The following is a 26,709-nucleotide window of genomic DNA, read 5'->3' as shown; positions in this document are numbered from 1 at the left end:
CGCTGCAATCACGTGTGCAGTGCAGCAGACCACTCCACCAAGGGAGTCAGGGCACGCCAGGCGTCGCGCACCTTCGTCGCGGCTTTCGGTGTCTTCAGCCACTCGGGTGAGCCGAAGTGTTTACCGGCGGTGAGCGACTTGTGCCGAAGGAGGTCGATGCGTGGGTGATCGATCTCGAATCCGCGCGGTTTGGTCTTGAGCGTGTCTCCGCCGATCTCGTAGCCGGCCTTGGTCAGCGCCGCGATGATTCGTTCGAGTTCGGCCCCGCGCACATCGTCGTCGACGGTGCGGCGGTAGCGGGCAACACCGTCGGTCGAGGAGTTGTAGAAGCCGCCGGCGACGAAGAGCCCGGCGGGGTCGATCTGAACGTAGTAGCCCAAACTGTCACCGCGAGCAACGAATCCGCCCTGATGGGTCTTGTACGGGGTCTTGTCCTTGGAGAATCGAACATCGCGGTACGGGCGGAACACCTTGGCGTTGCCGAACTCCGGTTCGAGAGTCGCCAACAGCGCCGTCATCGGTCCCTTGACCGCGTTGTCGTAGACCTCTTTGTGCTCGTTCCACCAGAGCTTGCTGTTGTCCGCCTCGAGGTCCTCGTAGAAGTCCAGCGCAGCAAAAGGGATTCCGGTGAAGCCAGTCATACCGCGATCCTATGCCGCTCCCGTGGCCGACGACCGAGGGATGGATTGCAGGGCGAGGTAGACGTCCAGTCTGTCCTCTGTCGAGCCCAGGTCGCGGCCGAGTAGTTCCTCGACACGCTTGATTCGATACCGGACGGTGTTGAGGTGCACATGCAACGAGTCGGCGGTTCGATTCCATGATCCGCCGGTGGCGAGAAACTCACGAAGTGTGTCGATCAGACCGGCGTCGGCGCGCCGGTCGTACTCGAGCAGGGGTGCCAGAACATGCTCGACGAAAGATCGCCGCACGTCGTCGGGCAGTGCCGACAGCATCGACACTGCCGAGGTCAGCTGCGCACCGGTGGTGACAGTGACGGGGCCGGTCCCCTGCCTGCTCATGTCGAGGGCGTGCCGGGCCGAACGCAGCGCACCGTCGATGGTGAGCCCGGTGGCCTCCGAGCTGACGCCCACGAGCAGACGGCTGCGGCCGATACCGGAACCCAAGCGGGACAATCGGGTTCGGAGAGTCTGAGCGATGTATGGATCCTCGGTGTTCACGATCGCGACGATGTCGCCGTGTGTGCTGGCACCGACGCAGCCGACGCCGAAGGAGGTCAGAGTGTCGCTGAGCACTGTCCGCAGCATCTCGCGCAGATCGGCCTTACCGCTGTGCACGATCCTGATGACGACCAGCGGACGGTCTGGATCGACGGCTGCCTGACGGAGCCGAGTCAGCGCCTCGGGCCTGGTGCTGTCGGCTTCGATCAATGCCACTGCCTGGTCTGCTATTTCGCGCCGGACCAACCGTCCTTCCTCGCGTCGAGCACGATCGAGGGCGGCGATGGCGGCCAGCTGACCGAACGCGTCGGAGATCGCTGGAGGGAACGTGTCCCTGTCTCCCGCCACCGCGAGGAACCACCGCGTGGTTCTCTGCGCGAGCGACGGGCCGATTCCGAAGATGCTGTACGACTCACCGTCGCTGAGAGTTGTTGTCGTGGGTAGCCTTTCGGAGGACAGCGCGGCGTGCGTCAATGTGTCGACGTCGGCATCGGAGAACGCGACCACTTCGGCGACCAGCCGGCGCCCGGTAGCGGTGAAGATCAGGCATGCCATCCCCGTTTCCCTGGAGGTGTGCAGGGCCAGCTCGTCGAGGGCCCTTCCGTCTGCGACCGCGGTGAGCAGTTGGCGGTGCCGAACGAGGGAGCTGTTGAGCGAGGCGATGCGATCACCGGTGACTCTCCCGACGAGGAACTCGGTCACCTCGCCGAAGGAGACATTGTCGGGTACGGCGAGCAACGGCAGTCCGTGCCGCTCACATGCGTCGATCAGATCCGGTGGAATGTGGCCGAGCAATCCCTCACCCGCCGCCAGTGCCGAGGCCCCGGATTCTGCGACCGCCCGGACGAACACCTCGCTGTCGGCCGGCGTTCGACGCCACACGAGACCGGTGATGACCAATTCACCGCCGGCGATGTAGCGCGACGGATCCGGCAGATCGGTGGTGTACGTCCACCGCAACGTGCGGCCCAGAGCGTCGGGGTCGGAGGTGAGCAATCGAATGCAGAGCCCTGTGGCGTCGAGCAAGTCCTTGACCTGCACTGTCGCCCTCCCCCGCTCGGCATCACTGCGCTTGTTCGAGGCAACACTAGGTGCGGGTTGTTTCCGCCGAGTTTCGGACGGATCGCCGGACCACCGAAGATCGGTAACAGAAGCTCACTAGAGTTCGAGGTGACACATCGGGTGGTGGACCTGCCGGCGCGGTGGACCCTCCCGGCGAGGATGAGGTGAACGAAGACCATGGATCTCGGCACTGTCGACAACGTTCTGCTTCCCAGCTCCCGAGCGGACCTGCCACCGGGACGCGAGGACACCGCAGTACTCGCAGGTGGTACCTGGTTGTTCTCGGAGAAGCAGGATCATCTGACCACCCTCGTCGATATCACCGCCCTGGGCTGGGAGCCGCTGACGGTCACCGAGACCGGGCTCGAGATCGCCGCCACGTGCACGATCGAGACGCTGGCGCGATTCGAGTCGCCGTGGCCTGCCACCGCACTGTTTCCTCGCTGCGCTGCAGCACTGTTGGCCTCGTTCAAGATCTGGAAAACCGCCACCGTCGGCGGCAACATCGCGTTGGCCCTGCCCGCCGGTGCGATGATCTCGGCCACCGCAGCCCTCGACGGCATCGGGCAGGTGTGGTCGGCAGACGGTCGCGAACACGACTACGACATCGCGATCGACGATCTGATCACCGGACCGAATACCAATGCTCTTCGTCCTGGAGACGTGTTGCGCAGCATCGAGATTCCGCGGTATGCACTCGAGGCGAGGACGGCGATGCGCAAGCTCGCACTCTCACCACTCGGCCGATCGGCCGCGGTGGTGATCGGGCGAGTCGACGCCGGCGGCGAGTTCGTTCTGACGGTCAGCGCATCGACCGTCCGCCCGTTCGTACTTCGCTTTCCGGCTCTGCCGACGGCCAACGAACTCGACGACGCGCTGGCCGAGACAATCGGTCCCGAGCACTGGTTCGACGACCCCCACGGTGCGCCGGACTGGCGTCGACACATCAGTTGTACTGCAGCCCAGCAGATTCGCGAGGAGTTGTCATGATCGTCGACATCAACGGGGTACCGACCGACGTCGACCCGCGGCCGGGCCAGTGCCTACGAACCATGCTCCGCGAACACGAACATTTCGAGGTGAAGAAAGGCTGCGACGCAGGCGATTGCGGAGCATGTTCGGTGCTCGTCGACGGTGAGCCGGTGCATTCGTGCATCTTCCCCGCATTCCGTGCCGCGAACCGATCCGTGACCACCGTTACCGGGCTCGGCACTCCGGACGACCTGCATCCCATGCAGAGCCGCTTCGTCGAGGCCGCGGGCTTCCAGTGTGGGTTCTGCACGGCGGGCATGGTCGTCACTGCATCGACCCTGACCGAGAACGATATGGACGAACTCCCCGAGCGGCTGAAGGGAAATCTGTGTCGCTGCACCGGGTACCGGGCTATAGCCGATGCCGTCTGTGGTGTGGTGAACACCGAGAAAGCCGTCGACGGACCGGCCTGCGGGCGGTCCGTCGCTGCGCCGGCCAGCGCCCGGATCGTCACCGGAACCGAGCCCTACACCCTCGATCACTCACCCCAAGGGCTGCTGCACGCCACGGTGCTCGGCAGCCCGCATGCGCATGCGCGCATCGTCGCCATCGACGTCACTGCCGCGGAGCGAGTGCCCGGGGTTGTGCTCGTGCTCACCGCGAAAGACAGCCCCACGACCGCATTTTCGACGGCACGCCACGATCGCCGCGTCGACGATCCCGACGACACCCACGTACTCGACACCGTCGTGCGCTTCATCGGCCAACGGGTAGCGATCGTGGTCGCAGATTCGGTCGCTGCCGCGGAGGAAGGGTGCCGCGCAGTCATCGTCGAGTACGACGTGCTGCCCGCAGTGTTCGATCCCGAATCCGCGCTCGAACCCGGTGCGCCGAAGATTCACGGCGACAAGGATGCGACGGCTCGCATTGCGGATCCGTCACGAAATCTGGTGGCGGAGTTGCACGGCAGTACCGGAGACGTCGACACCGCGGTCCGCGATGCAGCGGCGGTCGTCACCGGACGGTGGACGACGCAGCGAGTACAACACGTACACCTGGAGACCCACGGCACCATCGGGTGGCTGGACGAGACCGGGAAGCTCAATCTGCGCACCAGCACTCAGGTTCCGTTTCTGGTACGCGACGAGATCTGCCAGATCTTCGGCCTTCCGCGCGAAGGTGTGCGGGTGTTCACCGCCCGTGTCGGCGGCGGCTTCGGCGGCAAGCAGGAGTTGCTGACCGAGGACGTCGTGGCGCTGGCAGTGCTCCGCACCGGTCGACCCGTGCAATTCGAGTTCACGCGTACCGACGAGTTCACAGTCTCACCGTTGCGTCACCCGTTCCGGGTCGACGTCACCGCTGCCGCGAGCGCCGACGGCACGTTGACCGCGTTGTCGATCGACGTTCTCACCGATGCCGGCGCCTACGGCAATCACAGTGCCGGAGTGATGTTCCACGGGTGCGGCGAGTCCGTCGCGATCTACCGGTGCGCCAACAAGCGGGTCGATGCGAAGACCGTCTACACCAACAACATTCCGTCCGGGGCGTTCCGTGGCTATGGACTGGGACAGGTGATGTTCGCGATCGAATCGGCAATGGACGATCTCGCGAGAGAGATCGACGTCGATCCGTTCGAATTTCGACGACGCAACGTGATCGTCCCCGGCGACGACATCGTCGCCGCGCATCTCGAGGACGACGACCTGCAGTTCGGAAGCTACGGCCTCGATCAGTGCATCGACCTCGCCCAGGCAGCCATGCGACACGGGAACGGTGAGCATGCGCCGACGGGATGGAAAGTCGGCGAAGGAATGGCGGTGGCCATGATCGCGACCATTCCACCACGCGGCCATCGCGCCGAGACGTCGGTAGCATTGCTGCCCGAGGGTCGATACGAGATACACGTCGGAACAGCGGAATTCGGCAACGGGACCACTACCGTGCACACTCAGATCGCGGCGAGCGAGTTGGGTACCTCGGTCGATCGCATTCAGGTTTGTCAGTCCGACACCGATTCCACCACCTACGACACCGGTGCCTTCGGTTCGGCGGGCACCGTGGTGGCAGGCAAGGCTCTCTACGCGGCGGTCCGTGCATTGTCGGCCCGGATTCTCGATCTCGCCGGAACCGTTACCGGACAACGGCACTCGGACTGCACGCTGGGGCCCGAAGGCGTGCGGTGCGGCGATCGGTTCGTCACCCTCGACGACATCTTGGCGAAGGCGGGAGGATCGCTGGTCACCGAGGGCAACAGCGGCGGGCTACCGCGATCTCTGGCGTTCAATGTTCAAGCCTTCCGGGTGGCGGTGGACGAGGACACCGGCACCGTCCAGATTCTGCACTCGGTACAAAGCGCGGACGCAGGAACGGTGATGAACCCGCAGCAGTGCCGCGGCCAGGTCGAAGGTGGCGTTGCACAGGCTATCGGCAGCGCCCTGTACGAGGAGATCCGTACCGACAGTGCCGGTCTGGTAACCACCGATTCCATCCGGAGCTATCACGTTCCGCAGTTCGCGGATATTCCTCGGACCGAAGTACTGTTCGCCGACACCTACGACCGGTTGGGCCCGTTCGGTGCGAAGTCGATGAGCGAGTCACCGTACAACCCGGTCGCTCCTGCTTTGGCAAACGCTATCCGCGACGCCGTGGGGGCCAGACTGTACGACCTACCGATGTCCTCGGACCGCGTGTGGCGGGCCGTCAGCGGTCGTAGAACGTCTGCAGAATGATGGTGCTGCGTGTCTGCACGTTGGCGGTTGCCCTGATTTCCTGCAGCAGGCGCTCGAGCGCACGGGGCGACTCGACCCGCACCAACAGCACGTAGCTTTCCTCGCCGGCAACCGAATGGCACGATTCGATGGCTGAGAGGTGCTTCAATCTGGCGGGAGCGTCGTCGGGTTGGGCCGGGTCGATGGGAGTGATTGCCACGAAGGCCGACAACGGCCGGCCCAGGGCTTCCGGATCCACCTGGGCGGTGTAGCCACGGATCACGCGCCGCGACTCCAGCCGTCGAACTCTGGATTGGACGGCCGAGACGGACAGGGAAGCCTTCTCCGCCAGCGTCGCCAACGTGGCGCGGCCGTCGGACACCAGCTCGTCGATGATCAAGCGATCGACGCGATCGAGATTTTCACTCACCTGCGCAATGTAGCCCAGTTCCGGGACGAATCAGCACGCAGGACCGTTTCCGCCGACCGAATCGGTGTTTGCGCCTCTTTCTGTTCGAACATCGGCGGTCACACGAACAGCGGCGGTAGAGCGAGAACCATGACGGCCGACCAACTGACGTGCGTGAGTATCGGTGCCAGGATTCCTCCCGAGGCACGCCGCTGAAGACCCATCACGTACCCCAGCAGAACAGCGGCGAAGCCGAGCATCGGATTCCCGGATGCGAGAGTGGCGATCGCGTACACGACGGTCGAGATGATCACCGGGTTCTTCACGCCGATCGCCGAGTACAGCGCCCCGCGGAAGAAGATCTCCTCCGCGACGCCGTTGAGCAGCGCGATGAAGACGATCAGCACCAGCGAGCCCACCCTGGCGTGCGCGAGCACGTTCTCGGTGAAGTCGGCCAGCGGCGGAATCTGCCGTACGACCAGACCGCCGAGCATGAATACCCCGCCCACGGCGAGACCGATCAGGATGGGTGTGACGATCGGCCTACGGATCGAACCGCCGACCACGATGCGTCCCAGATGCAAGGGGCCCGACAGCAGTCCGCCTGCCGTCCATACCGCAGCAAGCACCAGCGTCAGTGCGTAGAACGACGGATCGCCGGGCTCGACCTTGAGCGAAAAGTAGAGCACTGTGGCACCGATCACCAATGTGATCAAGACGATGATCCGTCGCTTGCGGAACGCCGCGTCGGATTCTCGGTGATCGCGCTCGACAGGATCGACCAGCGCGGACTTCATCACGTTCAGCGCGGTCGTCGACCACGTTCCCATCACGCCTCCTCGGTATCGGTCAAGCGACGCACGGCCGATGCCACGCGCCGGTTCACACCGGCCACCACGTCCAGGTTGGTTCGCACCGCTGCCGCAACGGGCTTCGCGGACAGCAGTCGACGCCCGCCGAGGGCCTCGATCAAGCTCCACGTCCGGTCGGAGGACGCCGCCACACCGCGACGCCGGATTCCCAGCGCATCTCCGCCACTCCACGCCGCGTCCGTGTTCGCCAACCGGAGCGGATCCTTCAGCGCGCACACACCGGGAGGCTCACCCACCATGCCCCGCACACTACGGGCCATGGCGTCTGCGATGGTGGTCAGACCATGTGGAGGGTCGGGCACGAGTTCGCGTATTCGGCTCTCCGACGTCGTCATCGTGTTGTGCAGCGACCCCACCAGATCCTCGGCGAGCCCGGCGGGAACAGGGATGATCCGGCCGATCACCTTGCCGGCGAGTGAGGTAGGCACGAAGGGCACCGGGACCCCGATCCGTTGAAGACCGGCAGCTTCGACGTACGCGAACACCAGATCGCGGTAAGGCACCACGTCCGGCCCACCGATGTCGTACGAGCCCGCCGGCACCGTCTCGCCGTCGGCGGACGCCACCAGATAGTGCAGCACGTCGTCGACGGCGATCGGCTGCACGGGCTCGGCAAGCCAGCTCGGCAGCGGCAATACCGGCAAGCGGTCGGCGAGGTAGCGCAACATCTCGTAGGACGTCGAACCGGCACCCAGGACGATGGCGGCTCGGAGCCAGACCAACTCGACGCCGTCCACCGTCAACGCTTCCCCGACGTCCGCACGACTCGCGAGATGCTCGGAGAGGTGGTCGTCGTCGGGTACGAAGCCACCCAGATAGACGATCCGCCGCACACCCGCCCGGGCCGCAGCCGCGGCGAACTGCTCGGCGGACCGTCGATCCTGCACGCGATAGTCGGACTCACCGATGGCGTGCACCAGGTAGTACGCAACATCGATGTCGCCGGATTCTGCGAAGGCAGCGGCACACGACTGCTGGTCGGTGACATCCAGCGATACCGCCGTGACGGAGTCGTAGAAGTCGAAGGTTCTCAGGTTGCTCGGCGTACGAGATCCGACCACGACGTCGGCATCCTCGGCCACCAGAGCTGCCACCAGCCGCGACCCGATGTATCCGCTGGCACCGGTGACGAGGGCTCTCATGCTATGAGGCTAACGGCACTCGAGGCGTGGTGTCGGTGTGGCATTGTCGCTCCTATGGCTCTGGTGTTGGCAGGTGTGGTGCTCCCCGATCCACTCGGTACCGAAACGGTGCTCCGGCGCGGAGTCGCGGTGGCGCGGGTCGGTGTGAGCTGGATGATCACCACAACCGAATTTGCGCTTACCCTGCCCGGCCGAATCGAAGCACTGATGAACCACATAGAGACATTGATGACACGCATCGACCGGGTGATCGACTCGGCCGACGCCGTCGTCGCCCGCGTGCAGCGAACGACTGGTGCCGCCGACGAGGTCGTCGCATCGGCATCGGTCGCCTCGCACACTGCGCTCGAGCTGATCGAACTGTTCGATCCCATCGCCAAGCAGGCCGAGCCGATGGCGCGCAGGTTCATCGACAACCTGTCCGACGAAGAGGTCGACGCCGCCATCGCCATGGTCGATCAGCTACCCGGCCTTCTCGATCACATGGAAGCCCTGCTCCCCATTCTCGCGACCCTCGACACGGTGTCCCCCGAGATTCACGAGTTGCTCGGAGTCACCAAAGATGTCCGACGCGCGGTCATCGGCATCCCCGGGTTCAAGTTCTTCCGTAACCGAGGTGAGGACAAACTGGCCGACGAAGAGCGCACCGAAGACTAAGTACTACTTGACGAAGGCGAAATCCTCACCCGCGTGAAAACGGGCCAGGGTCTCCGAGATGGATCGTCGTGATGGCGGATGAAATGCGAAGGCGTGCAATGCCGATGCCACGTAAGCGATTTCGGGTGACTTGATGAAGCCGATCCCGCCGAGCGATTCGATGGCAGCCGAACTACTGCGGACCAGCGCGTCACGTATCGCGATGCGGTTGAACAACAACTTTACCGAGATGTCCTGTCCGCGTTCACCTTCGTCGAAGGCACGGGCCACGTTTTCGATAGCCGCCATGGACACCTCGAGTTCGGCCGCCGCCCGAACATAGCCCTCGTAATCGCCCTTGTTCTGCTCGAGCATCCGCTCGAGCAGAGAAGTCGCCGCACCGATGTAGTTGGCGGAGATCAACATGCCGAACCAAAGGTAGCCGGTCATCTCGTGCACGCCATCGGGGTCGTCGTGCTTGTTGGGCAGGACCAGACTCGCAGGCACCTCGACGTCTTCGAGCAACACTTCTTCGCTCTGTGCGCCGGCCAGGATGTCGGTGGTCCAGAACGGCTTCACGCTCATACCCGGTAGGCTGGCCGGAATCAGCGCGACGGCGCGGTCACCGGAGTCGATCTCGACACTGCAGGTCAGCAAATCCATCGAACGCGCAAGACTGCACGGCTTCTTGCTTCCGTTGACGACGTAGTTGTCGCCCTTCTTCACTGCTGTCATCGTCGGAATGAACACACTTCCGCCGGTGACGCCCTCGGAGAATCCGGAAGCGACGATCGCCTTCTGTTCGACCAATCCCTTGATCAATGCTCGGTCGTCCTCGGTGGCATCGCGAGCGAACTCCGTCAGGGAGGCGAGTGAGAGATGGTGCATCGTGGTTCCCGCGCCGAGAGAGGGCGAGCGAGACCCGATGGCCCTCTGCGCCCGGACCGCGTCGATGGCCGGAGCACCGAGACCGCCCAGTTCGCCTGGAACCACCAGACCGGTACCGCCGAACTCCCGAAACTTGTCGATTGCGTCCGAATCTCGCGACTCGAGTCGGTCCAGCGGGGTTGCGTCCAGATAGTTCAGCAAACCAGGCATGTACTTCTCGAGCGTTTCTCTTTCGCGCACCATTAATCCGGTCACAGTTCATCTCCTTGTGTCACTAATTGATTGTGTGTCACTAATTGAGTGCAGCGACGATCGTTTGTACCATTACTTGATCGCGACAAAGCGGTCGAAGTCCATAAACGCAGCAGTTGAGCGGGTGAATTCGCGCTGGCCTTCAAGGTACCCCGCGACCTGGGCAGATAAACTAAAGATTTCGTAAAATTTGGACTGCTAAAAATACCCAAATCAGTTTTTCAGACTGATTAACCAACCGATTTCCGATGCGGGCCCGTCATTGTGAACATCGAATATTCTTCCGACGAATACCAATCGTATTTGCCGCCCGCTCCGAATGAACTCATGAATTCGCGGCAATCCACAATCAACTCTGTGAGGAGTTCTGGTACAAGATGGTCGTCAACAGATTGATGAAACGACTCGGCGGAGACGAGCGCGTGGACCTGCTGCGCGCGTTCCGCGAAGCCGATCTGGCTCCGTACTTTCGCAAAATGGAATCCGCCGTAGCGCCGGTAGTGCGCGTCGAGGGCAACGACAAGATCATGCTCGGTTCCAACAACTACCTCGGCATCGCCGACCATCCGAAGGTTGTCGAGGGTGCCCGGAACGCACTCGACACGTTCGGCAGCGCTGTTACCGGGAGTCGCTTGCTGAACGGGACTTTGGACCTCCACATCGAACTCGAACACGAGATCGCCCAGTGGCACGGAACCGACGACGCACTCGTCTTCACCACCGGCTATCAAACGAATCTCGGAACGATCAGTGCAATCGTCGGCCCCGGTGACACCATCATCGTCGATTCGGCGGCGCACGCATCTATCCGCGACGGCAGCGCTCTCTCGGGCGCGTCGGTGGTCAAGTTCAAGCACAACGACATGGCCGATCTCGAAGCCAAACTCCAGCAGCCTGTCGTCGACGACGGGGCCGTGCTGGTCATCGTCGACGGCCTGTATTCCATGGAGGGCGATCTCGCACCGCTCGACGCGGTATCCGAGCTGTGTATCCGCTATCACGCAGCGCTGATGGTCGACGAAGCCCACAGCGTCGGCATCTACGGGCCCGAACTCACCGGAGCCGCCGAGCTGTTCGGCATCACCAACGACGTCGACGTCACTATGGCATCGCTGTCGAAGAGCCCCAGCTCCACCGGCGGGTTCGTCACCGGATCGAGTGACTTGATAGACACCCTTCGGGTCAAGGCGCGCGCCTTCCTGTTCTCGACCTCCGGCGTGCCTGCTGCAGTGGGTGCCGCGTTGGCTTCCGTCCGTCTGATCCGTAGCGACGAGGGTAAGGATCGGGCTCGGCGCGTACTCGACAACGCCGAGATTTTGCGCGGCGGATTGCAATCGGCTGGGCTCGACGTAGCGGGCCGCTCCGCGACCCCGCACGGAGATACTGCAGCCCCCATTGTCTCACTCCACATCGGCGACGACCTCGTGGCGATGAGCCTGTGGAAGAACCTGTACGACCGTGGCATCTTCACCAGCGCCGCTTTGCATCCCGCCGTACCTAAGTCCGGTGCGATACTTCGCCTGTGCGTGATGGCAACTCACACCGAACAGCAGCTGTCGACCGCCACGGAGCAGATCATCGAGGCCGTAGCAGGGCTGCCCGAATGAGCGACCACGCCCGCGGCTTGCGTATCGCGGTCACCGGAGCCACCAGTGACTTCGCGGCCGCGATACTTCCGAGGCTGTTCGAGGATCCCGAAGTGGACGCGGTCATCGGGATAGCCCGTCGCCCAGCACGAATCGCGCACCCGAAGTTCACCTCGCTGCGCTCGGACATTCGCTCTCCCGACCTTGAGGAGACGTTCGCCGGATGCGACGTCGTCCTGCACTTGGCGTTCGTGGTCGAGGAGCTCAAGGACAAGGCCGAAACCCACGACATCAATCTCCGCGGCTCACGCAACGTCATCGATTCGGCCTATCGAGCGGGCGTGGCGCGAGTGGTCATTGCGTCGAGCATCAACGCATACGGCGCCGACATCGCTCCGGAGCCCCTCACCGAGAACAGTTATCCTGCAGGCGATCCCAATCGCTACTACTTCTACGACAAGGCCGAGGTGGAACATTATGCGGAGTGGTGGCTCCGTAGGCACCCCGGTGAGATGACCATCTGCATGTTGCGGTGCACATACATCATCGGACCCGACTTCGCCAACGACGGGATCGACCAGTTCACCGGGCTGATCGGTGCATTCCCGGAGGCGGACAGGGCGTCGTATCAATTCCTCTACCAGGACGACATGGCCGACGCCTTCCACCGCGCGGCCAAGACCGACCTCACCGGCCCGTACAACCTGGGTCCTGTGGATTGGGTCGGTGTGCGCGAACTCGCCGCGATGCAGGGTCAGTTGATGTTCGACGTTCCGCAGAAAGCTGCAACGCATGTGGCGAACGTGGCATTCCGACTGGGGCTCACCCCCTTCTCCGGCCAGTGGGTCACACCGGGCGAACCCATCGTCGATTCCTCGGCTCTCGGCCGCGCCACCGGTTGGGCACCGACACTCACGGCACACGAGAGTGCAGCGGTGATGATTCTGCTGCAAGGCAAATCATTGGTACGACGCGAGGATGCACTAGAGCGTCACATTGCCTGCGAAGCGGCCTTGCGTTCGGCCTCCGACGCGCTCGGACTGACTCGCACAGACGTAGCCGCCCTGGATGTGGAGCATCGGCAGTTGGACGCCGGGGACTCATCCGTACACACCGAGATTCATCGCTCGTCGACCGGATCCGGCAGCTCCGTGGTTCTCGTGGCCGATGCCGGTCTCCACGCGCGCTATCTCACGCCCTTGGCCGCAGAGATCGCGGCCGGCGGAGTCGACGTCGTGATACTGGATCTACCTGGACACGGCTTGAGCACCGGGACCCGAGGGAAGTCCTCGGCCGCTCAGACCGTCGACGCTGTCGATGCTGCACTGCGCTTCGCTCGGACCGAACTGGACACCGCGCCCGTCGCGCTGCGTAGCGGTACTCGCCACACCGTGGACACCCTGGCCGGCGGGCTTCGGCGGCGAGTGACCGGGTGGACCACCTGGGAAGAGCCCACGCGCCCCGACGGGCTGTTGCCATCGAGAACTCTCATCGACGGGTCGACCGATCTTCCGTACGTGTCGACGGCGGCCGACGCGCTCGCCTATTGCTTCGGGCCGATCGGCCTCAGCGCCACCAGCTGACGGCCGCTCGGACACGAGCAACCCACGACGACACCCGGCCAGTGCCGGGTGTCGTTGCAGGGTTTGCGGACACGACTGTGCGCTCCCGCTCCAGGCGATCCACTTCGGCCCTGTTCGTTCGCCATCTATCCATCCATGCGTCGACGTCGACCGGCCCCAACGGAACGATCGGCGGCGTCGGAAACCGAATCCAGTCGACTATGCGAGCGTTCAACTCGTCGAGAACATCTCGTGCCGAGTCCTCGCGACGAACACCTATCAGCGTGGACGGCAGCCGCTCGATCTCCTTGCGAAGTTGCAGCGCGGTGGGCAACAACGCGTCGACCGGGAGATTCTCTCGCTTCAGGTAACCGCGAACCCACCACAGCTCGTCCCGGGGATCGCCCACCGGAATCGGTTTACCGGCACCCTCGAGCCCGTCGAAGGCACCCTCGTCCTGGGCCTGACGGATTTGCTTGTCCACCCAGGACTGGAACGTCACTCCTGGCTTCTTGCGTTCGGTCACCCGATCGACTGTAGAACCGATGCTGTGAGGTTCGCCAGGTCGACCTGCGGACACAATGAGTCGTGTGTGGTCAGCCGTACTCGGCGACCAACCGGTCGAATTCGTCGCGGTCGATCACCTGCGGCTCGTTGATCGCGAGCGCCTGCGCGTACTTGCTCGCCAGGTGGTAGTCACGACCGAGCGGCCCCTGCTCGGCATCGTCCTCGTCGGACTGGATGCTCGCTCCCGGGGGAACCTCGTTCTGCAGGCCGTTGGTCTTGCTGCCGAGCAGAGCGTCGAGTTTCGCGGAAATCTTCTGCATGGTCTCTTGGTCGTCGTTCATGGCGACGGGGTACCCGAATCGAAGGAAACAACACGGGCTCGGTGAACCGGAGCTGCACGGGGATTATCTGTCGGCGCCCCGGGGCATGATGGTGGGATGGCCAGGCACGGTATCGGCACGGGAGCACCGGAAGAGCTGTCGGTGATGGAGAAGCTGTCGCGGCCTACTCGCGAGTGGTTCACCGGCGCTTTTCCGGCCCCCACGTCCGCACAGCTGGGTGCCTGGTCGTCGATCTCGAGCGGCGCTCACACTCTCGTCGTCGCACCGACCGGATCGGGCAAGACCCTCTCGGCGTTTCTGTGGGCCCTGGACGAGCTGGCGCAACTGGGTGCGGACAGCAAGCGCAAGACCAAGGTTCTCTACATTTCCCCACTCAAGGCCCTCGCTGTCGACGTCGAGCGAAACCTGCGCGCGCCCCTGGTCGGCATTACCCAAACTGCCAAACGACTCGGCCTCGACCCACCCGAGATCTCCGTGGGTGTGCGCTCCGGTGACACCAGCCCTGCCGATCGCCGGAACATGCTCAAGACTCCCCCGGACATTCTGATCACTACCCCGGAGTCACTGTTTCTCATGCTCACCTCGGCAGCGCGAGACATTTTGGCCGAGGTCGACACCGTGATCGTCGACGAGGTGCACGCCGTCGCCGGCACCAAGCGCGGTGCGCACCTCGCGGTGTCCCTCGAACGGCTCGACGCGATGCTGGAAAAGCCCGCTCAGCGGATCGGCCTGTCCGCGACGGTGCGCCCCCACGAGGAAGTGGGCCGCTTCCTGGCCGGCGCAGCCCCCATCCGAATCGTCGCGCCACCTTCCCCCAAGACGTTCGACCTCACGGTCCAGGTGCCCGTCGAGGACATGACCGAACTGGGCGTCACCGATCCCAATGCCGACACCTCGGCCGCTCCCCCGGCGCAGGGGTCGATCTGGCCGCACGTCGAGGAGAAGATGGTCGATCTCATCCTCGAACACAAATCGTGCATCGTCTTTGCCAACTCGCGACGGCTCGCCGAACGGCTGACCGCGCGCTTGAACGAGGTCTACGCCGAACGAATCGGCGACGGAGTGGAGACACAACACAAGCCCCCTTCCCAGGTCGGCACACCGAACGACGTGAACCACGGTGCCGACCCCTTGCTGGCTCGAGCTCATCACGGCAGCGTGAGCAAGGATCAGCGTGCACTGATCGAGGACGATCTGAAGACCGGTCGGCTGCGCTGCGTCGTGGCCACCAGCAGCCTCGAACTCGGAATCGACATGGGCGCAGTCGATCTGGTCGTCCAAGTCGAAGCGCCTCCGTCGGTGGCGAGCGGATTGCAACGCGTCGGACGCGCGGGCCACCAGGTCGGCGAGATCTCCAAGGGTGTGCTCTTCCCCAAGCACCGCACCGATCTGATCCACTGCGCCGTCACCGTCGAACGCATGACGTCGGGCAAGATCGAGGCACTGTTCGTACCCGCCAACCCCCTCGACGTCCTGGCCCAGCAGACCGTTGCGGCGTCCGCCCTCGAACCCATCGACGCCGAGGACTGGTTCGAATCCGTCCGTCGCACAGGCAGTTTCGCGACCCTGCCCCGATCGGCCTACGAATCGACTCTGGATCTGCTCTCGGGCCGTTACCCCTCGGACGAGTTCGCCGAACTCCGCCCCAGGCTCGTGTGGGACCGCGACGCCAACACCCTCACCGGCCGCCCGGGGTCGCAGCGATTGGCCGTCACCTCCGGCGGCACCATCCCCGACCGCGGACTGTTCACCGTCTACATGGTCGGCGAAAAGCAGTCCAGAGTAGGCGAACTCGACGAAGAGATGGTCTACGAATCACGAGTGGGTGACGTCTTCGCGCTCGGTGCCACCAGCTGGCGCATAGAGGAGATCACCCACGACCGGGTGTTGGTCAGCCCGGCGTACGGCCAACCGGGCAGGCTCCCGTTCTGGCACGGCGACGGTCTCGGTCGACCGGCAGAACTGGGTCAGGCTCTGGGCGAGTTCCTGCGGAGCACCACCGACCGCAGCAACCTGGCCGAACGACTGAGCAACGACGGTCTCGACGCCAACGCGGTCAGCAACCTGATCGCCTTGCTCGACGAGCAGCTCGAAGCAACCGGCCAACTCCCCACCGACAAGACGATGATCGTCGAAAGGTTCCGCGACGAACTCGGCGACTGGCGACTGGTGCTGCACTCCACCTACGGCCAACAGGTACACGCCCCGTGGGCACTCGCGGTGGGCGCGAGGCTGATCGAGCGCTACGGCATCGACGCCGCACCCACAGCCTCCGACGACGGCATCATCGTCCGGCTGCCCGATACCGACGATCAGCCGCCGGGCGCGGAGCTGTTCGTGTTCGAGCGCGACGAGATTGCCGACATCGTCACCGAGCAGGTCGGCGGATCGGCATTGTTCGCGTCCAGATTTCGCGAATGTGCCGCTCGCGCACTACTTCTGCCCCGTCGCAACCCAGGTAAGCGGGCCCCGCTGTGGCAACAGCGGCAGCGTTCGGCGCAGTTGCTCGACGTCGCTCGTAAGTACCCCACGTTCCCGATCCTGCTCGAAACCGTCCGCGAATGCCTGCAGGACGTCTACGACCTGCCCGCTCTCGAAGACATCCTGGCCCGCATCGGTCGGCGCCAGATAAGGATCGTCGACGTCGAGACGCCGTCACCGTCACCGTTCGCAAACTCACTGTTGTTCAACTACGTCGGCGCGTTCATGTACGAGGGCGACAGCCCGTTGGCCGAACGTCGAGCGGCCGCGCTGTCTCTCGACTCTGCGCTGCTGGCCGAGTTGCTCGGACGCGTCGAGCTGCGAGAGCTTCTCGACGACAGCGTCATCACCACAACGGAACTCGAATTACAGAGACTCCCCGAGGACCGACACGCCAAGGACATCGAGGGCGTGGCAGATCTGCTGCGGCTGCTCGGTCCGCTGACTGTCGACGAAGTCGGCCTGCGCACCAACGGCGACGAATACCCGCAGTGGCTCACCGAACTGGCCGCTGCCAAACGCGCAATGGAGGTCTCGTTCGCCGGCAAGAACTGGTGGACGGCCATCGAGGACGCCGCTCGGCTGCGCGATGCCCTGGGCGTTCCACTCCCGATCGGCACTCCCGCCGCGTTCATCGAGCCGGTCGACGACCCGCTGGTGGATCTCGTCAGCCGGTACGCCCGAACCCACGGCCCGTTCACCCTCGACGCCGCGGCGGCGCGGTTCGGAGTCGGTACCGCCGTGGTACGCGACGTTCTACGCCGACTGGCCGTCGACAAACGTGTCGTCGAGGGCGAATTCCGCCCTGGCGCAACGGGTAGCGAATGGTGCGACGCCGAAGTTCTCCGGCGCATACGGCGCAGATCGCTCGCTGCGGCCAGGCAGGAAGTCGAACCCGTCTCCACCGCCACCCTCGGCCGTTTCCTGCCCGCATGGCAGCACGTGGACAGTCGACGCCTGAGCGGAATCGACGGCGTCGCGACCGTGATCGAACAACTTGCCGGCGTTCCCGTTCCGGCATCGGCATGGGAATCCCTCGTGCTCTCGTCACGGGTGACCGATTACAGCCCGGCGATGCTCGACGAGCTCACCTCCACCGGTGAGGTGTTGTGGTCGGGGCACGGTGCGATCTCGTCCAAGGACGGCTGGGTGAGCCTGCACATGGCCGACACCGCACCCCTCACCCTCGTGCCTGCAGCCGAATCCGACCTGTCGGAGTTGCAGATTCGAATACAGGACGCCGTCGCGGGCGGCGGTGCGTACTTCTTCCGGCAGCTCTCCGACACCGTCGGCAGTACCGACGACACCGCTCTGCAGGCTGCGCTCTGGGAGCTGGTGTGGGCCGGACGGCTCAGCAACGACACGTTCGCCCCACTGCGAGCGCTCTTGAACTCCACAGCCATTCGCTCGGCCCCGAGTCATCGAGCACCTCGTCGAACACCGCGGCTGCGTTCCTACCGTCAGTTCGAGCGGCCGTCACTGCCCACCCGCACCGGCCCCCCAACGGCCGGCGGTCGATGGTCACGATTGCCCGAACTCGAACCCGACCTCACTGTCCGCGCACATGCCACCGCCGACGTGCTGCTCGAACGCTACGGCGTGGTGACCCGCGGCTCGGTGATGAACGAAGGGGTCCCCGGCGGATTCGCCACGATGTACAAGGTGCTGACCGGGTTCGAGGACTCCGGTCGCTGCCGTCGTGGCTATTTCGTCGACTCCCTCGGTGGTGCTCAGTTCTCCACCTCCGACGTCGTCGACCGGTTGCGCAGCTACGACGAACCGAAGAAGAACGCCAGCGCCGTCGTACTCGCGTCGTGCGATCCGGCCAACCCCTACGGCGGAGCACTGCCTTGGCCGAAAGCCGGAAGCGGCGAGGCTGGTGTCGCAGAGAAGCCGGACGAGACGACGAAGCATCGGCCGGGCCGCAAGGCCGGTGCATTGGTGGTGCTCGTACGAGGCGAATTGACAATGTTCGTCGAACGCGGCGGAAAGTCTGTGCTGACGTTCGGCGAGAATGCCGAGGACATCGGCTCTGCGGCAACCGCATTGGCGGCTACCGTCCGACGCGGCGGTGTCGACAAGTTGCTGGTCGAGCGGATCAACGGTCACGACATCCACGGCACCGACTTCTCCAAGACATTGACCGAGGCTGGTTTCTCGGCGACTCCCCGGGGACTACGTCTCCGACGCTGAAGCACCGCAACACTTCCCAGAAAACGAGAGAGGACGCAGATGCCCGAGGGCGATACGGTCTGGCGCGCTGCCAACACCTTGCGCACTGCACTGGAGGGACAGCAGCTCACGACGTGCGATGTGCGCGTTCCTCGTTACGCCACGGTGGATTTCACCGGAAGGACCGTCGATTCCGTGGCCTCTCGGGGCAAACATCTCCTGATTCGAGTGGGCGACTACTCCATCCATTCGCATTTGAAGATGGAGGGCACCTGGCATGTCTACGCGCCCGGCGCTCGGTGGCGTCGACCGGCGTTCCAGGCACGCATCATCTTGAACACCGCGAACGCGCAGGCCATCGGGTTCGAACTCGGAGTGCTCGACATCATCGACAACGAGGACGAGGCCGTCGGTTACCTCGGACCGGATCTGCTGGGTCCCGACTGGGACCCAGACGTCGCCCTGGCCAATCTGGAGTCCGATCCGGCTCGTCCCGTCGGACTCGCTCTGCTCGATCAGCGCAACATCGCCGGGCTCGGCAACGTCTATCGAAACGAGATCTGCTTTCTGCGTGGAATCGACCCGCGTACACCCGTCGCCGAAGCCGGCGACCTGAAGAAGACGATCGACCTGTCCTATCGATTGATCATGGCCAACAAGGATCGAAACCAGCGGGTCACCACTGGAGATCGACGACCCGGCCGGCACTTCTGGGTGTACGGCCGGGAGAACAAGCCGTGCCGACGGTGCGGAACCACCATCGAGTTCGGGCTCATCGGTGACAACCCTCTCGAGGAGCGGCAGATTTACTATTGCCCGCACTGTCAACACTGAGATGTGGCGAGATGGTCCGGTCCATGGTGTCCTTTTCGACGAACCCCGTTCGTCCTTCGTGTGTAGGTCGGCGAACGGCGCCGACCACGACGATTCCTCAGGAGCTCCAATGACCACGTACGCAGCCATCGTCTACACCCACGACGCCGATTGGACTTCACCCGAGGCCGCGGACGAGATGGCCGAATACGGTGCATTCAGTGCCGTGGCCGGACCAGCCATCACCGGGGGCGCGGTCCTCTATCCCACGTCGACCGCCACGACGGTGCGCGTGTCGGGAGGAAAGGGGGGTGACGTACTGACTACGGACGGTCCCTTCGCCGAAGCAAAGGAGGTGCTCGCCGGGTTCTTCCTCCTCGAGGCGCAGGACCTCGACGCAGCGATCGCACTGGCAGCCCAGATCCCGGCGGCGTGGAACGGAGCAATCGAAGTGCGGCCGATCATCCCGATGGCTCAGTGAGCACACCGGCCGAGCACCTGTCGGCCGTGGTTCGTGACGAGGGTCGCCGCGTGCTGGCGACCCTCGTTCGCACCACCGGCAGTTTTGCCGTCGCCGAGGACGCAGTCTCCGAGGCTGTGGTGACTGCACTCGCTCACTGGCCCAGATCGGGTGTTCCCGACAATCCGCGTGCCTGGCTCACGACCGTGGCACGCAACAAGGCGCTCGACATCATCAGACGCGAGGCCGGGCGCACCGCGAAGGAACGAGAGGCGGCGGATCTCGCCGTGCTGAACCGGAATTGGAGCGAGAGCGATGAGTCCGCGATCGCCGACGATCTGTTGCGGTTGGTCTTCACCTGCGCTCACCCGACGCTCTCCGTCGAGGCGCAGGTGGCACTGAGCCTGCGCACCCTCTGCGGGCTCGCGACTGCCGACGTCGCCCGCTTGATGCTCGTGCCCGAGGCCACCATGTCCAAAAGGCTCACGCGCGCGAAGAAGAAGATCGCAGCTGCCAATATTCCATACCGAGTACCGGATTCGGCGGAGTTACCGCAGCGACTCGACGCGGTGGCCACCACGGTGTACCTGATGTTCACTGCCGGCCATCTCGGCGGCGAGACGCTGGTGCGGCCTCAACTATGTGACGAGGCACTTCGGTTGGCCCGCCTGATGATCGACCTCATGCCGGACGAGCCGTCACTTCGAGGTCTGCTGGCACTCATGCTGTTCACGGACTCGCGCCGGGCCACGAGGACCGATGAAACGGGCGGCCTGGTCAGGCTCGAGGATCAGGACAGATCCCGCTGGAATCGAGAGGCGATCGAAGAGGGCACACGGTTGATGAACAGTGCATTGCGTCGCAACGACTCTCGGCCGAGCCGTTACACCTTTCAGGCAGCCATCGCAGCATGTCACTCCTGTGCGGCGACCTACGCCGACACCGACTGGTCTCGGATCGTCGTGCTGTACGACGCGCTTGCCGTCGTCGAGAACACACCGATCGTGGCACTGAACCGAGGTGTGGCCGTTGGGGAAAGCCAGGGTCCTGCCGCCGGACTCGATGCCCTCGACGCCATCGACTCGCTGTCCGGGCACTATCTCTGGCATGCCTGTCGAGCTGCGATGCTGGATCGACTCGGCCGGGTGGAGGAGGCCAGAAGTGCACGAACGACCGCTCTGACTCTCGACCCGTCGCCGGCCGAAAGGGCGTTCCTCCGAGCGCAGCTCGAATCGCCTTCGCGCCTCGATCAGCACCGCCGGGAACAAACCTGACGGCTCACTGTCAGATGAGACCAAGCCTGCTCACAGCTTTGCCGATCACCATGGATCCCATGTTGACACTGGCGATACTCACCCTGCTGATCATGGCCGTCTCCGGCGCGACGGCGGCTCGCGCACCGCGGACACTGGTTCGACAGCGCTGACTCAGAACCCGCGAACCGGTTCCAGAATTTCCTGTCGGGCCTCCGGAGCGACAACCCGCAGCGCGTCCGCCGACTCGTCGTCGGGCTGGCGCTGCGATTCGATTTCGGCCTCCACCCGGGCGCGGTAGGTCTCGACTTCACGATCGGCCATGGCCTCGTCCCAGCCCAGAACGGGAGCGATCAACGCTGCTACCTGACCCGCGCAGTTCATCCCGCGGTGTGAGTACTCGATGGAAATCCGGGTACGACGCGACAGCACGTCCTCCAGGTGCAACGCGCCCTCCGCCGCCGCTGCGTAGACCACCTCGACCTGCAGGTAGGACGGTGCGTCGGTGAGTGGTTGCAGCAGTTCGGGTTTGCCGTCCGCCATCGCCAACACCTCGTCGATCAACGAACCGTATCGGTCCAGCAGGTGCGTCACCCGATGTGGATGCAAGTTGTACATCTCGCCCAGATGCGGTGCCTGATTGACCAGGGCGAAGTAACCGTCGGCACCGACGAGGGGCACCTTCTCGGTGATCGAGGACGCGACCCGCACCGGGATGTCCTCCGCCGCCAGATCGACGGCGTCCTCGGCCATCACTCGGTATGTCGTGTACTTGCCGCCGGCGATGGCGATGAGTCCCGGTGCCACCCGAGCGACCGCGTGCTCACGAGAGAGCTTGGAGGTCTCGTCGCTCTCGCCTGCCAGCAGTGGCCGTAGGCCCGCGTACACACCGTCGATGTCCTCGTGGGTGAGCGGCGTGACGAGCACGCCGTTGACCTCACCCAGGATGTAGTCGATGTCGGCTTTGGTCGCGGCCGGATGCGCGAGATCGAGATTCCAGTCGGTGTCGGTGGTACCGATGATCCAGTGCGCTCCCCACGGGATGATGAAGAGTACGGATTTCTCGGTGCGCAGAATGATCGCGGCTTCGCTGACGATTCGGTCGCGCGGCACCACGATGTGCACACCCTTCGATGCACGCACCCGAAACCGTCCGCGCATATTGGACAACGACTGGATCTCGTCGGTCCATACACCGGTGGCGTTGATCACCACGTGTGCGCGCACTTCGGTGGTGGCACCGGTTTCCGAATCGCGCACTCGCACACCCGATACCCGATCTGCCTCACGCAGGAACCCGACAACTTGGGTGGATGTACGAACCACTGCGCCGTAGTGAGCGGCCGTTCTGGCGACAGTCATGGTGTGCCGGGCATCGTCGACAACGGTGTCGTAGTACCGAATTCCGCCGATCAGCGACTTCCGCTTGATACCGGGCGACATCCGCAATGCGCCGGACCGCGTCAGATGCTTCTGCTGCGGAACCGATTTGGCCCCACCCATCCGGTCGTAGAGAAAGATGCCCGCGGCGATGTACGGGCGCTCCCACACACGATGGGTGAGCGGGAACAGAAACTTCAACGGCTTGACCAGGTGCGGTGCGAGTGTGGACAACGAGAGTTCCCGCTCGTGCAGAGCCTCGCGCACGAGCCCGAACTCGAGCTGCTCGAGGTAACGAAGGCCGCCGTGGAACATCTTGGACGACCGAGACGACGTTCCCGACGCATAATCTCGAGCCTCGACCAAAGCCACTTTCAGACCCCGCGTCGCCGCGTCGAGGGCCGCACCGGAGCCGACGACGCCACCGCCGACGACCACTACGTCGAACTGCTCGCTTCCGAGCTGGTCCCACGCCTCCACCCGCTGGGTGGGTCCGAGGAACTTCGTGTTCGATCGGTTGCTCACTGTGACGCTCCCTATCCGTCGAAAAACCCCGCGCACTACGTGCATGTCAGGTTACCGCCCCAGGTCCGCCACGCGCAGAACCTGCTGGCGACGCTCAGTGAGCGCGGATGGACGCGTGTGCAGCACCCAATCGCCGTACTGCCTCTGCCAGCTCTGCCGGCGTCGATCCCGCGAAGCTCAGCCGGAGCGAGCGTCCATACTGCTCGGCCGACGCAAACGCCGAGCCTGGAACGAAGGCAACCCCATGCTCCAGGGCGGCCGCGAGCAGCTCGTCCGTGCCGGTCCCATCCTCGAACGTGGCCCAGGCGAACATTCCACCCGTCGGGCGCGAGACCGTGAGCCGCGCGGAGAACTGGGCATCGAGCGCAGCCGTCAATGCCGTTGCACGGCAGGCATACTCGCGACGTAAAGTCGCCAAGTGGGCGTCCAACCACGCAGTGTCACCGAGCATGTTCGCTGCCATCAGCTGCGTCATCGAGGAACCGCACAGATCGGCACCCTGCTTGAGCAGTTCCACAGCCGCACACACGGCGGGCGGAGCGACGAACCAGCCGACACGCAGCGTCGGAGCGAGGATCTTCGACGCACTCGACAGCCGGATGACGCGATCGCCGAAACAGGCTATCGGCGGCGGCGGTGCGCCCGTACCGTGCGTAGAGCCTGTTGCGGCGAACCAGATCTCGCCGTACGGGTCGTCCTCGATCACCCAGAATCCGTAGTGATCCGCGAGCGCCGCGAGGTGCCGCCGACGCTGCTCGCTCATCGTGACCCCGCGAGGGTTGTGGAAGTTGGCAACCGTGTGGACCACGGCCGGACGCAGGCCCGCCGTCAACCGTCGTTCGAGTTCCGCGGTATCCATCCCGTCGGCGTCGATTTCGATTGCCTCGATCCGTGCCTCGGCGATCGAGAACACCTGCAGCGCACCGGTATACGCGGGCTCGTCGACGACGACAACGGCACCCGGGTCGATCAGCGCCTGGGCGAGCAACGTCAGCGCTTGTTGCGATCCGTGCGTGACGACGACGGTGTCCGCCGGCACTTCCACTCCCCCGCGCACGGCGCTCTCTCTCGACGCGATCACGCTGCGCAGCGTGCGATGGCCGGCGGTCTCGCAGTACTGGACGGCATCAGGGCTCCGCAGCACCGCCTCGGCAGCTGCCGCGATGCGGGCGACGGGGATCAGATCCGTGGCCGGCAGACCTCCTGCCAGGCTGATGACGTCGTCACGTGCGGTCAGGGCGAGAAGATCGCGAATGGCCGAGCTGGAGAGCGATGCGGTACGTCGGGCCAAGCCGACGGGGCGGTGAGTAGAAGACATGAAAGAGACTCCGGGGCAGCAGGAACGAAGGAACGGCCCGCGGATCCGCTGAGTCGAGGAGAGAGCGGACGGGTGTGTCCGCTCTCTCGACTGTCTCACGTGCTACCGAAATATGAAACGCAATTCTCACATAGTGAGATCAGTCCAGATCGTCGTGTGCCATCAGCTGACGCGCAGCCTCGATGACCGATCCCGACAACGACGGGTACACCGAGAACGTGTTCGCCAGGTCGTTCACCGACAGATTGTTCTGCACCGCCATCGCGATCGGCAGAATCAGCTCCGATGCACTCGGGGCCACCACGACGCCGCCGATGACGACGCCGGTGGCCGGGCGGCAGAAGATCTTGACGAAGCCGCGCTTGAGGCCGCTCATCTTCGCTCGGGGATTTGTGGTCAGTGGCAGCATCACCACGCGCGCCGGTACGTCACCGGCGTCGATCTTGGACTGCGCGACGCCGACCGACGCGATCTCGGGCCGTGTGAATACCGCCGACGCCACGGTCTTGAGCTTGATCGGACTGACGGCCTGACCCAGCGCGTGGTACATCGCGATGCGGCCCTGCATCGCCGCGACCGAGGCCAGCGGCAGCAGACCGGTGCAGTCACCGGCTGCGTAGATGCCCGCGACCGCAGTGCGAGATACGCGGTCCACCCGCAGGTACCCCCCCTTGTCGAGTTCGATGCCCACCTTCTCGAGTCCGAGACCCGAGGTGTTGGGAACCGATCCGACGGTCATCAGCGCGTGGCTGCCCTCGACGGTGCGACCGTCCGACAGCGTGACGAGAACGCCGTCGTCGGTGCGGACCACCGAATCGGCTCGAGCATGTTTGACGAGGGTGACGCCTCGTTCGTTGAACGCGTCCTCGAGGACCAGAGCGGCGTCCTCGTCCTCGTGCGGAAGCACGCGGTCGCGACTCGAGACCGCGGTGACCTTGACGCCCATCTCGGTGTAGGCCGAGACGAACTCGGCACCGGTCACACCGGATCCGACGACCACCAGGTGCTCGGGTAGGGCCTCGAGGTCGTAGAGCTGACGCCAGTTGAGAATGCGTTCGCCGTCGGGTTCGGCTCCCTTGACCACGCGGGGACGGGCACCGGTCGCGATGAGAACGACGTCGGCGTCCAGGATTCGCTCCTCACCGTCGGCCAGCACGGCCTTGATCTGATGCGAGGCCATACCGACGTGGGTGTCGATCATCTCGGCGCGGCCGGCCAGAAGTTCGACGCCGACCGAGGTGACGCGGTGAGCGATGTCGGCCGACTGTGCCTGCGCGAGACTCTTGACTCGGTCGTGAATTTTCGGAAGCGCGACGGCGGCCTGCGATGGATCGAGCGAAATGCCCAGGTCGCTGGCTCGACGCATCTCGGTGCGAATGCCGGTCGAGGCGATGAACGTCTTCGACGGCACGCAGTCCCAAAGAACGCAGGCACCACCGATACCGTCGGAATCGACGAGCGTCACCTGTCCGCCGTGCTGGGCGGCTACCAATGCTGCTTCGTACCCTGCCGGACCACCACCGATGATCACAATCCGGGTCATTGATCCTCTTCTCGCGTGCTCGACATTCTCTCGCCTGGTCTCCTCAACGGTATTGCAGAGGCTGCCCCGGCGCGTCGGTAGGGCTGGCTTCGATCACCCGACAAGGGAGCGGACCTGCGACGACTCACCGAAACAGGACCACGACGCGTCAACCGGCACCGATACGGTTTAGGCTGGCCGACGTGCCAATTTATGCCGCCTACGGATCGAACATGCATCCGGAGCAGATGTTGCAGCGATGCCCTCACTCGCCCCTGTCGGGAACCGGGTGGCTGCACGGATGGCGGTTGACCTTCGGCGGCGGCGACATCGGCTGGGAAGGCGCACTCGCCACGGTCGTGGAGGATCCCGACTCGCAGGTCTTCGTCGTGCTCTACGACGTATCGGACGAGGACGAGGAAAGTCTGGATCGCTGGGAAGGCTCCGAACTCGGCATTCACCGCAAGATCCGACTACGCATCGAAACCGGCCGGGAGCCGGTACTGGCGTGGATGTACGTGCTCGACGCCTACGAGGGTGGCCTGCCGTCGGCCCGCTATCTCGGAGTGATGGCGGAAGCAGCCGAAATTGCCGGTGCCCCAGCCGAATACGTGCGAGACCTACGAACCCGCAACAGCCGCAACGTCGGTCCCGGCACAGCCTCGTAGCT

21 protein-coding genes are annotated in these 26,709 nt (G+C 64.4%); 10 read left to right on the top strand and 11 right to left on the bottom strand.

All coding sequences use genetic code 11. The features are described 5' to 3' along the window. Positions 1-8: 8 nt before the first annotated feature. Together QM797_RS21150 and QM797_RS21145 are read right to left on the bottom strand one after the other, a co-directional pair. Positions 9-641 carry a DUF2461 domain-containing protein gene (locus QM797_RS21150; RefSeq protein ID WP_283277618.1) on the bottom strand — a complete coding sequence of 211 codons (633 nt, stop codon included), beginning with the start codon at positions 639-641 and terminating at the stop codon, positions 9-11. 9 nt (positions 642-650) lie between these two features. Further along, positions 651-2,219: a PucR family transcriptional regulator gene (locus QM797_RS21145; protein WP_283277617.1), complete on the bottom strand. Its 1,569-nt coding sequence runs from the start codon at positions 2,217-2,219 to the stop codon at positions 651-653. 198 nt (positions 2,220-2,417) lie between these two features. Here QM797_RS21145 and QM797_RS21140 point away from each other — a divergent pair, with 198 nt between their 5' ends. Next, a complete protein-coding gene (locus QM797_RS21140) occupies positions 2,418-3,230 on the top strand; it encodes an FAD binding domain-containing protein (protein WP_283277616.1) in 813 nt (270 codons plus the stop codon). Further along, entirely contained in the window at positions 3,227-5,941 is a 2,715-nt protein-coding gene (locus tag QM797_RS21135; RefSeq protein WP_283277615.1) for a molybdopterin-dependent oxidoreductase, read from the top strand. The genes QM797_RS21140 and QM797_RS21135 overlap by 4 nt, the downstream gene beginning before the upstream one ends. Here the strand turns inward: QM797_RS21135 and QM797_RS21130 are convergent. From QM797_RS21130 to QM797_RS21120, 3 genes are all read right to left on the bottom strand, one after another. Further along, complete coding sequence (locus tag QM797_RS21130) at positions 5,913-6,350, bottom strand: Lrp/AsnC family transcriptional regulator (protein WP_032376860.1); 438 nt, start codon at positions 6,348-6,350, stop codon at positions 5,913-5,915. The genes QM797_RS21135 and QM797_RS21130 overlap by 29 nt on opposite strands. Before the next feature lie 98 nt (positions 6,351-6,448). Beyond that, positions 6,449-7,159 (bottom strand): CPBP family intramembrane glutamic endopeptidase, encoded by a 711-nt coding sequence (locus QM797_RS21125; RefSeq protein ID WP_283277614.1) that lies wholly within the window; start codon positions 7,157-7,159, stop codon positions 6,449-6,451. Continuing rightward, positions 7,159-8,343, bottom strand: a complete 1,185-nt coding sequence (locus QM797_RS21120; protein WP_283277613.1) for an NAD(P)H-binding protein — start codon at positions 8,341-8,343, stop codon at positions 7,159-7,161. The genes QM797_RS21125 and QM797_RS21120 overlap by 1 nt, the downstream gene beginning before the upstream one ends. A gap of 54 nt (positions 8,344-8,397) precedes the next feature. Between QM797_RS21120 and QM797_RS21115 the strand changes: the two genes are divergently transcribed. After that, on the top strand, positions 8,398-9,000 hold the full coding sequence (locus QM797_RS21115; RefSeq protein ID WP_283277612.1) for a ribulose 1,5-bisphosphate carboxylase large subunit: 603 nt from the start codon (positions 8,398-8,400) through the stop codon (positions 8,998-9,000). A gap of 3 nt (positions 9,001-9,003) precedes the next feature. Here the strand turns inward: QM797_RS21115 and QM797_RS21110 are convergent, their stop codons facing one another. Then, positions 9,004-10,122, bottom strand: a complete 1,119-nt coding sequence (locus QM797_RS21110) for an acyl-CoA dehydrogenase family protein (protein WP_283277611.1) — start codon at positions 10,120-10,122, stop codon at positions 9,004-9,006. Between the two features lie 374 nt (positions 10,123-10,496). Here QM797_RS21110 and QM797_RS21105 point away from each other — a divergent pair, with 374 nt between their 5' ends. Together QM797_RS21105 and QM797_RS21100 are read left to right on the top strand one after the other, a co-directional pair. Continuing rightward, positions 10,497-11,726, top strand: coding sequence for an aminotransferase class I/II-fold pyridoxal phosphate-dependent enzyme (locus QM797_RS21105; protein WP_283277610.1), 1,230 nt, complete (start codon positions 10,497-10,499; stop codon positions 11,724-11,726). Then, entirely contained in the window at positions 11,723-13,288 is a 1,566-nt protein-coding gene (locus tag QM797_RS21100; protein ID WP_283277609.1) for an NAD-dependent epimerase/dehydratase family protein, read from the top strand. The genes QM797_RS21105 and QM797_RS21100 overlap by 4 nt, the downstream gene beginning before the upstream one ends. Here QM797_RS21100 and QM797_RS21095 read toward each other — a convergent pair. Both QM797_RS21095 and QM797_RS21090 read right to left on the bottom strand, forming a co-directional pair. Further along, the gene (locus QM797_RS21095; RefSeq protein ID WP_283277608.1) at positions 13,272-13,793 is read right to left on the bottom strand and encodes a DnaJ family domain-containing protein; all 522 of its coding nucleotides are present in this window, start codon (positions 13,791-13,793) and stop codon (positions 13,272-13,274) included. The two genes, QM797_RS21100 and QM797_RS21095, sit on opposite strands and share 17 nt — an antisense overlap. 70 nt (positions 13,794-13,863) lie before the next feature. Beyond that, complete coding sequence (locus QM797_RS21090) at positions 13,864-14,115, bottom strand: modification methylase HgiDII (protein WP_283277607.1); 252 nt, start codon at positions 14,113-14,115, stop codon at positions 13,864-13,866. Positions 14,116-14,211: 96 nt separating this feature from the next. Here QM797_RS21090 and QM797_RS21085 point away from each other — a divergent pair, with 96 nt between their 5' ends. The 4 genes from QM797_RS21085 to QM797_RS21070 all read left to right on the top strand — a co-directional run bounded on the left by QM797_RS21085 (position 14,212) and on the right by QM797_RS21070 (position 21,315). Beyond that, the gene (locus tag QM797_RS21085; protein ID WP_502942373.1) at positions 14,212-18,789 is read left to right on the top strand and encodes an ATP-dependent helicase; all 4,578 of its coding nucleotides are present in this window, start codon (positions 14,212-14,214) and stop codon (positions 18,787-18,789) included. Between the two features lie 39 nt (positions 18,790-18,828). Next, positions 18,829-19,602: a DNA-formamidopyrimidine glycosylase family protein gene (locus QM797_RS21080; RefSeq protein WP_283277606.1), complete on the top strand. Its 774-nt coding sequence runs from the start codon at positions 18,829-18,831 to the stop codon at positions 19,600-19,602. Positions 19,603-19,711: 109 nt separating this feature from the next. After that, on the top strand, positions 19,712-20,062 hold the full coding sequence (locus QM797_RS21075; RefSeq protein WP_283277605.1) for a YciI family protein: 351 nt from the start codon (positions 19,712-19,714) through the stop codon (positions 20,060-20,062). Then, positions 20,059-21,315, top strand: a complete 1,257-nt coding sequence (locus tag QM797_RS21070; RefSeq protein ID WP_283277604.1) for an RNA polymerase sigma factor — start codon at positions 20,059-20,061, stop codon at positions 21,313-21,315. The genes QM797_RS21075 and QM797_RS21070 overlap by 4 nt, the downstream gene beginning before the upstream one ends. A gap of 153 nt (positions 21,316-21,468) precedes the next feature. Here the strand turns inward: QM797_RS21070 and glpD are convergent, their stop codons facing one another. The 3 genes from glpD to QM797_RS21055 form a co-directional block, all read right to left on the bottom strand. Further along, positions 21,469-23,244: a glycerol-3-phosphate dehydrogenase gene (glpD, locus tag QM797_RS21065; protein WP_502942372.1), complete on the bottom strand. Its 1,776-nt coding sequence runs from the start codon at positions 23,242-23,244 to the stop codon at positions 21,469-21,471. 49 nt (positions 23,245-23,293) lie between these two features. Beyond that, positions 23,294-24,517, bottom strand: a complete 1,224-nt coding sequence (locus tag QM797_RS21060; protein WP_283277602.1) for an aminotransferase-like domain-containing protein — start codon at positions 24,515-24,517, stop codon at positions 23,294-23,296. A 139-nt stretch (positions 24,518-24,656) separates the two neighbouring features. Beyond that, complete coding sequence (locus QM797_RS21055; protein WP_032376850.1) at positions 24,657-26,060, bottom strand: NAD(P)H-quinone dehydrogenase; 1,404 nt, start codon at positions 26,058-26,060, stop codon at positions 24,657-24,659. 182 nt (positions 26,061-26,242) lie between these two features. Here QM797_RS21055 and QM797_RS21050 point away from each other — a divergent pair, with 182 nt between their 5' ends. After that, positions 26,243-26,707 (top strand): gamma-glutamylcyclotransferase family protein, encoded by a 465-nt coding sequence (locus QM797_RS21050; protein WP_222092938.1) that lies wholly within the window; start codon positions 26,243-26,245, stop codon positions 26,705-26,707. Positions 26,708-26,709 lie beyond the last annotated feature (2 nt).

Source organism: Rhodococcus sp. IEGM 1381, assembly GCF_030056795.1.
GTDB lineage: Bacteria > Actinomycetota > Actinomycetes > Mycobacteriales > Mycobacteriaceae > Rhodococcoides.
The sequence above is the reverse complement of the archived record's forward strand: the minus strand, read 5'-3'. Positions and strand labels throughout refer to the sequence as shown.

Bases quoted from the DNA above. Each gene is read 5' to 3' on its own strand.
- QM797_RS21140 (WP_283277616.1), top strand. From the start codon at position 2,418: ATGGATCTCGGCACTGTCGACAACGTTCTGCTTCCCAGCTCCCGAGCG.
- QM797_RS21115 (WP_283277612.1), top strand. From the start codon at position 8,398: ATGGCTCTGGTGTTGGCAGGTGTGGTGCTCCCCGATCCACTCGGTACC.
- QM797_RS21100 (WP_283277609.1), top strand. From the start codon at position 11,723: ATGAGCGACCACGCCCGCGGCTTGCGTATCGCGGTCACCGGAGCCACC.
- QM797_RS21055 (WP_032376850.1), bottom strand. From the start codon at position 26,060: ATGACCCGGATTGTGATCATCGGTGGTGGTCCGGCAGGGTACGAAGCA.
- QM797_RS21060 (WP_283277602.1), bottom strand. From the start codon at position 24,517: ATGTCTTCTACTCACCGCCCCGTCGGCTTGGCCCGACGTACCGCATCG.
- QM797_RS21080 (WP_283277606.1), top strand. From the start codon at position 18,829: ATGCCCGAGGGCGATACGGTCTGGCGCGCTGCCAACACCTTGCGCACT.
- QM797_RS21075 (WP_283277605.1), top strand. From the start codon at position 19,712: ATGACCACGTACGCAGCCATCGTCTACACCCACGACGCCGATTGGACT.
- QM797_RS21085 (WP_502942373.1), top strand. From the start codon at position 14,212: ATGGCCAGGCACGGTATCGGCACGGGAGCACCGGAAGAGCTGTCGGTG.
- QM797_RS21135 (WP_283277615.1), top strand. From the start codon at position 3,227: ATGATCGTCGACATCAACGGGGTACCGACCGACGTCGACCCGCGGCCG.
- QM797_RS21120 (WP_283277613.1), bottom strand. From the start codon at position 8,343: ATGAGAGCCCTCGTCACCGGTGCCAGCGGATACATCGGGTCGCGGCTG.
- QM797_RS21150 (WP_283277618.1), bottom strand. From the start codon at position 641: ATGACTGGCTTCACCGGAATCCCTTTTGCTGCGCTGGACTTCTACGAG.
- QM797_RS21105 (WP_283277610.1), top strand. From the start codon at position 10,497: ATGGTCGTCAACAGATTGATGAAACGACTCGGCGGAGACGAGCGCGTG.
- QM797_RS21125 (WP_283277614.1), bottom strand. From the start codon at position 7,159: ATGGGAACGTGGTCGACGACCGCGCTGAACGTGATGAAGTCCGCGCTG.
- glpD (WP_502942372.1), bottom strand. From the start codon at position 23,244: ATGCACGTAGTGCGCGGGGTTTTTCGACGGATAGGGAGCGTCACAGTG.
- QM797_RS21090 (WP_283277607.1), bottom strand. From the start codon at position 14,115: ATGAACGACGACCAAGAGACCATGCAGAAGATTTCCGCGAAACTCGAC.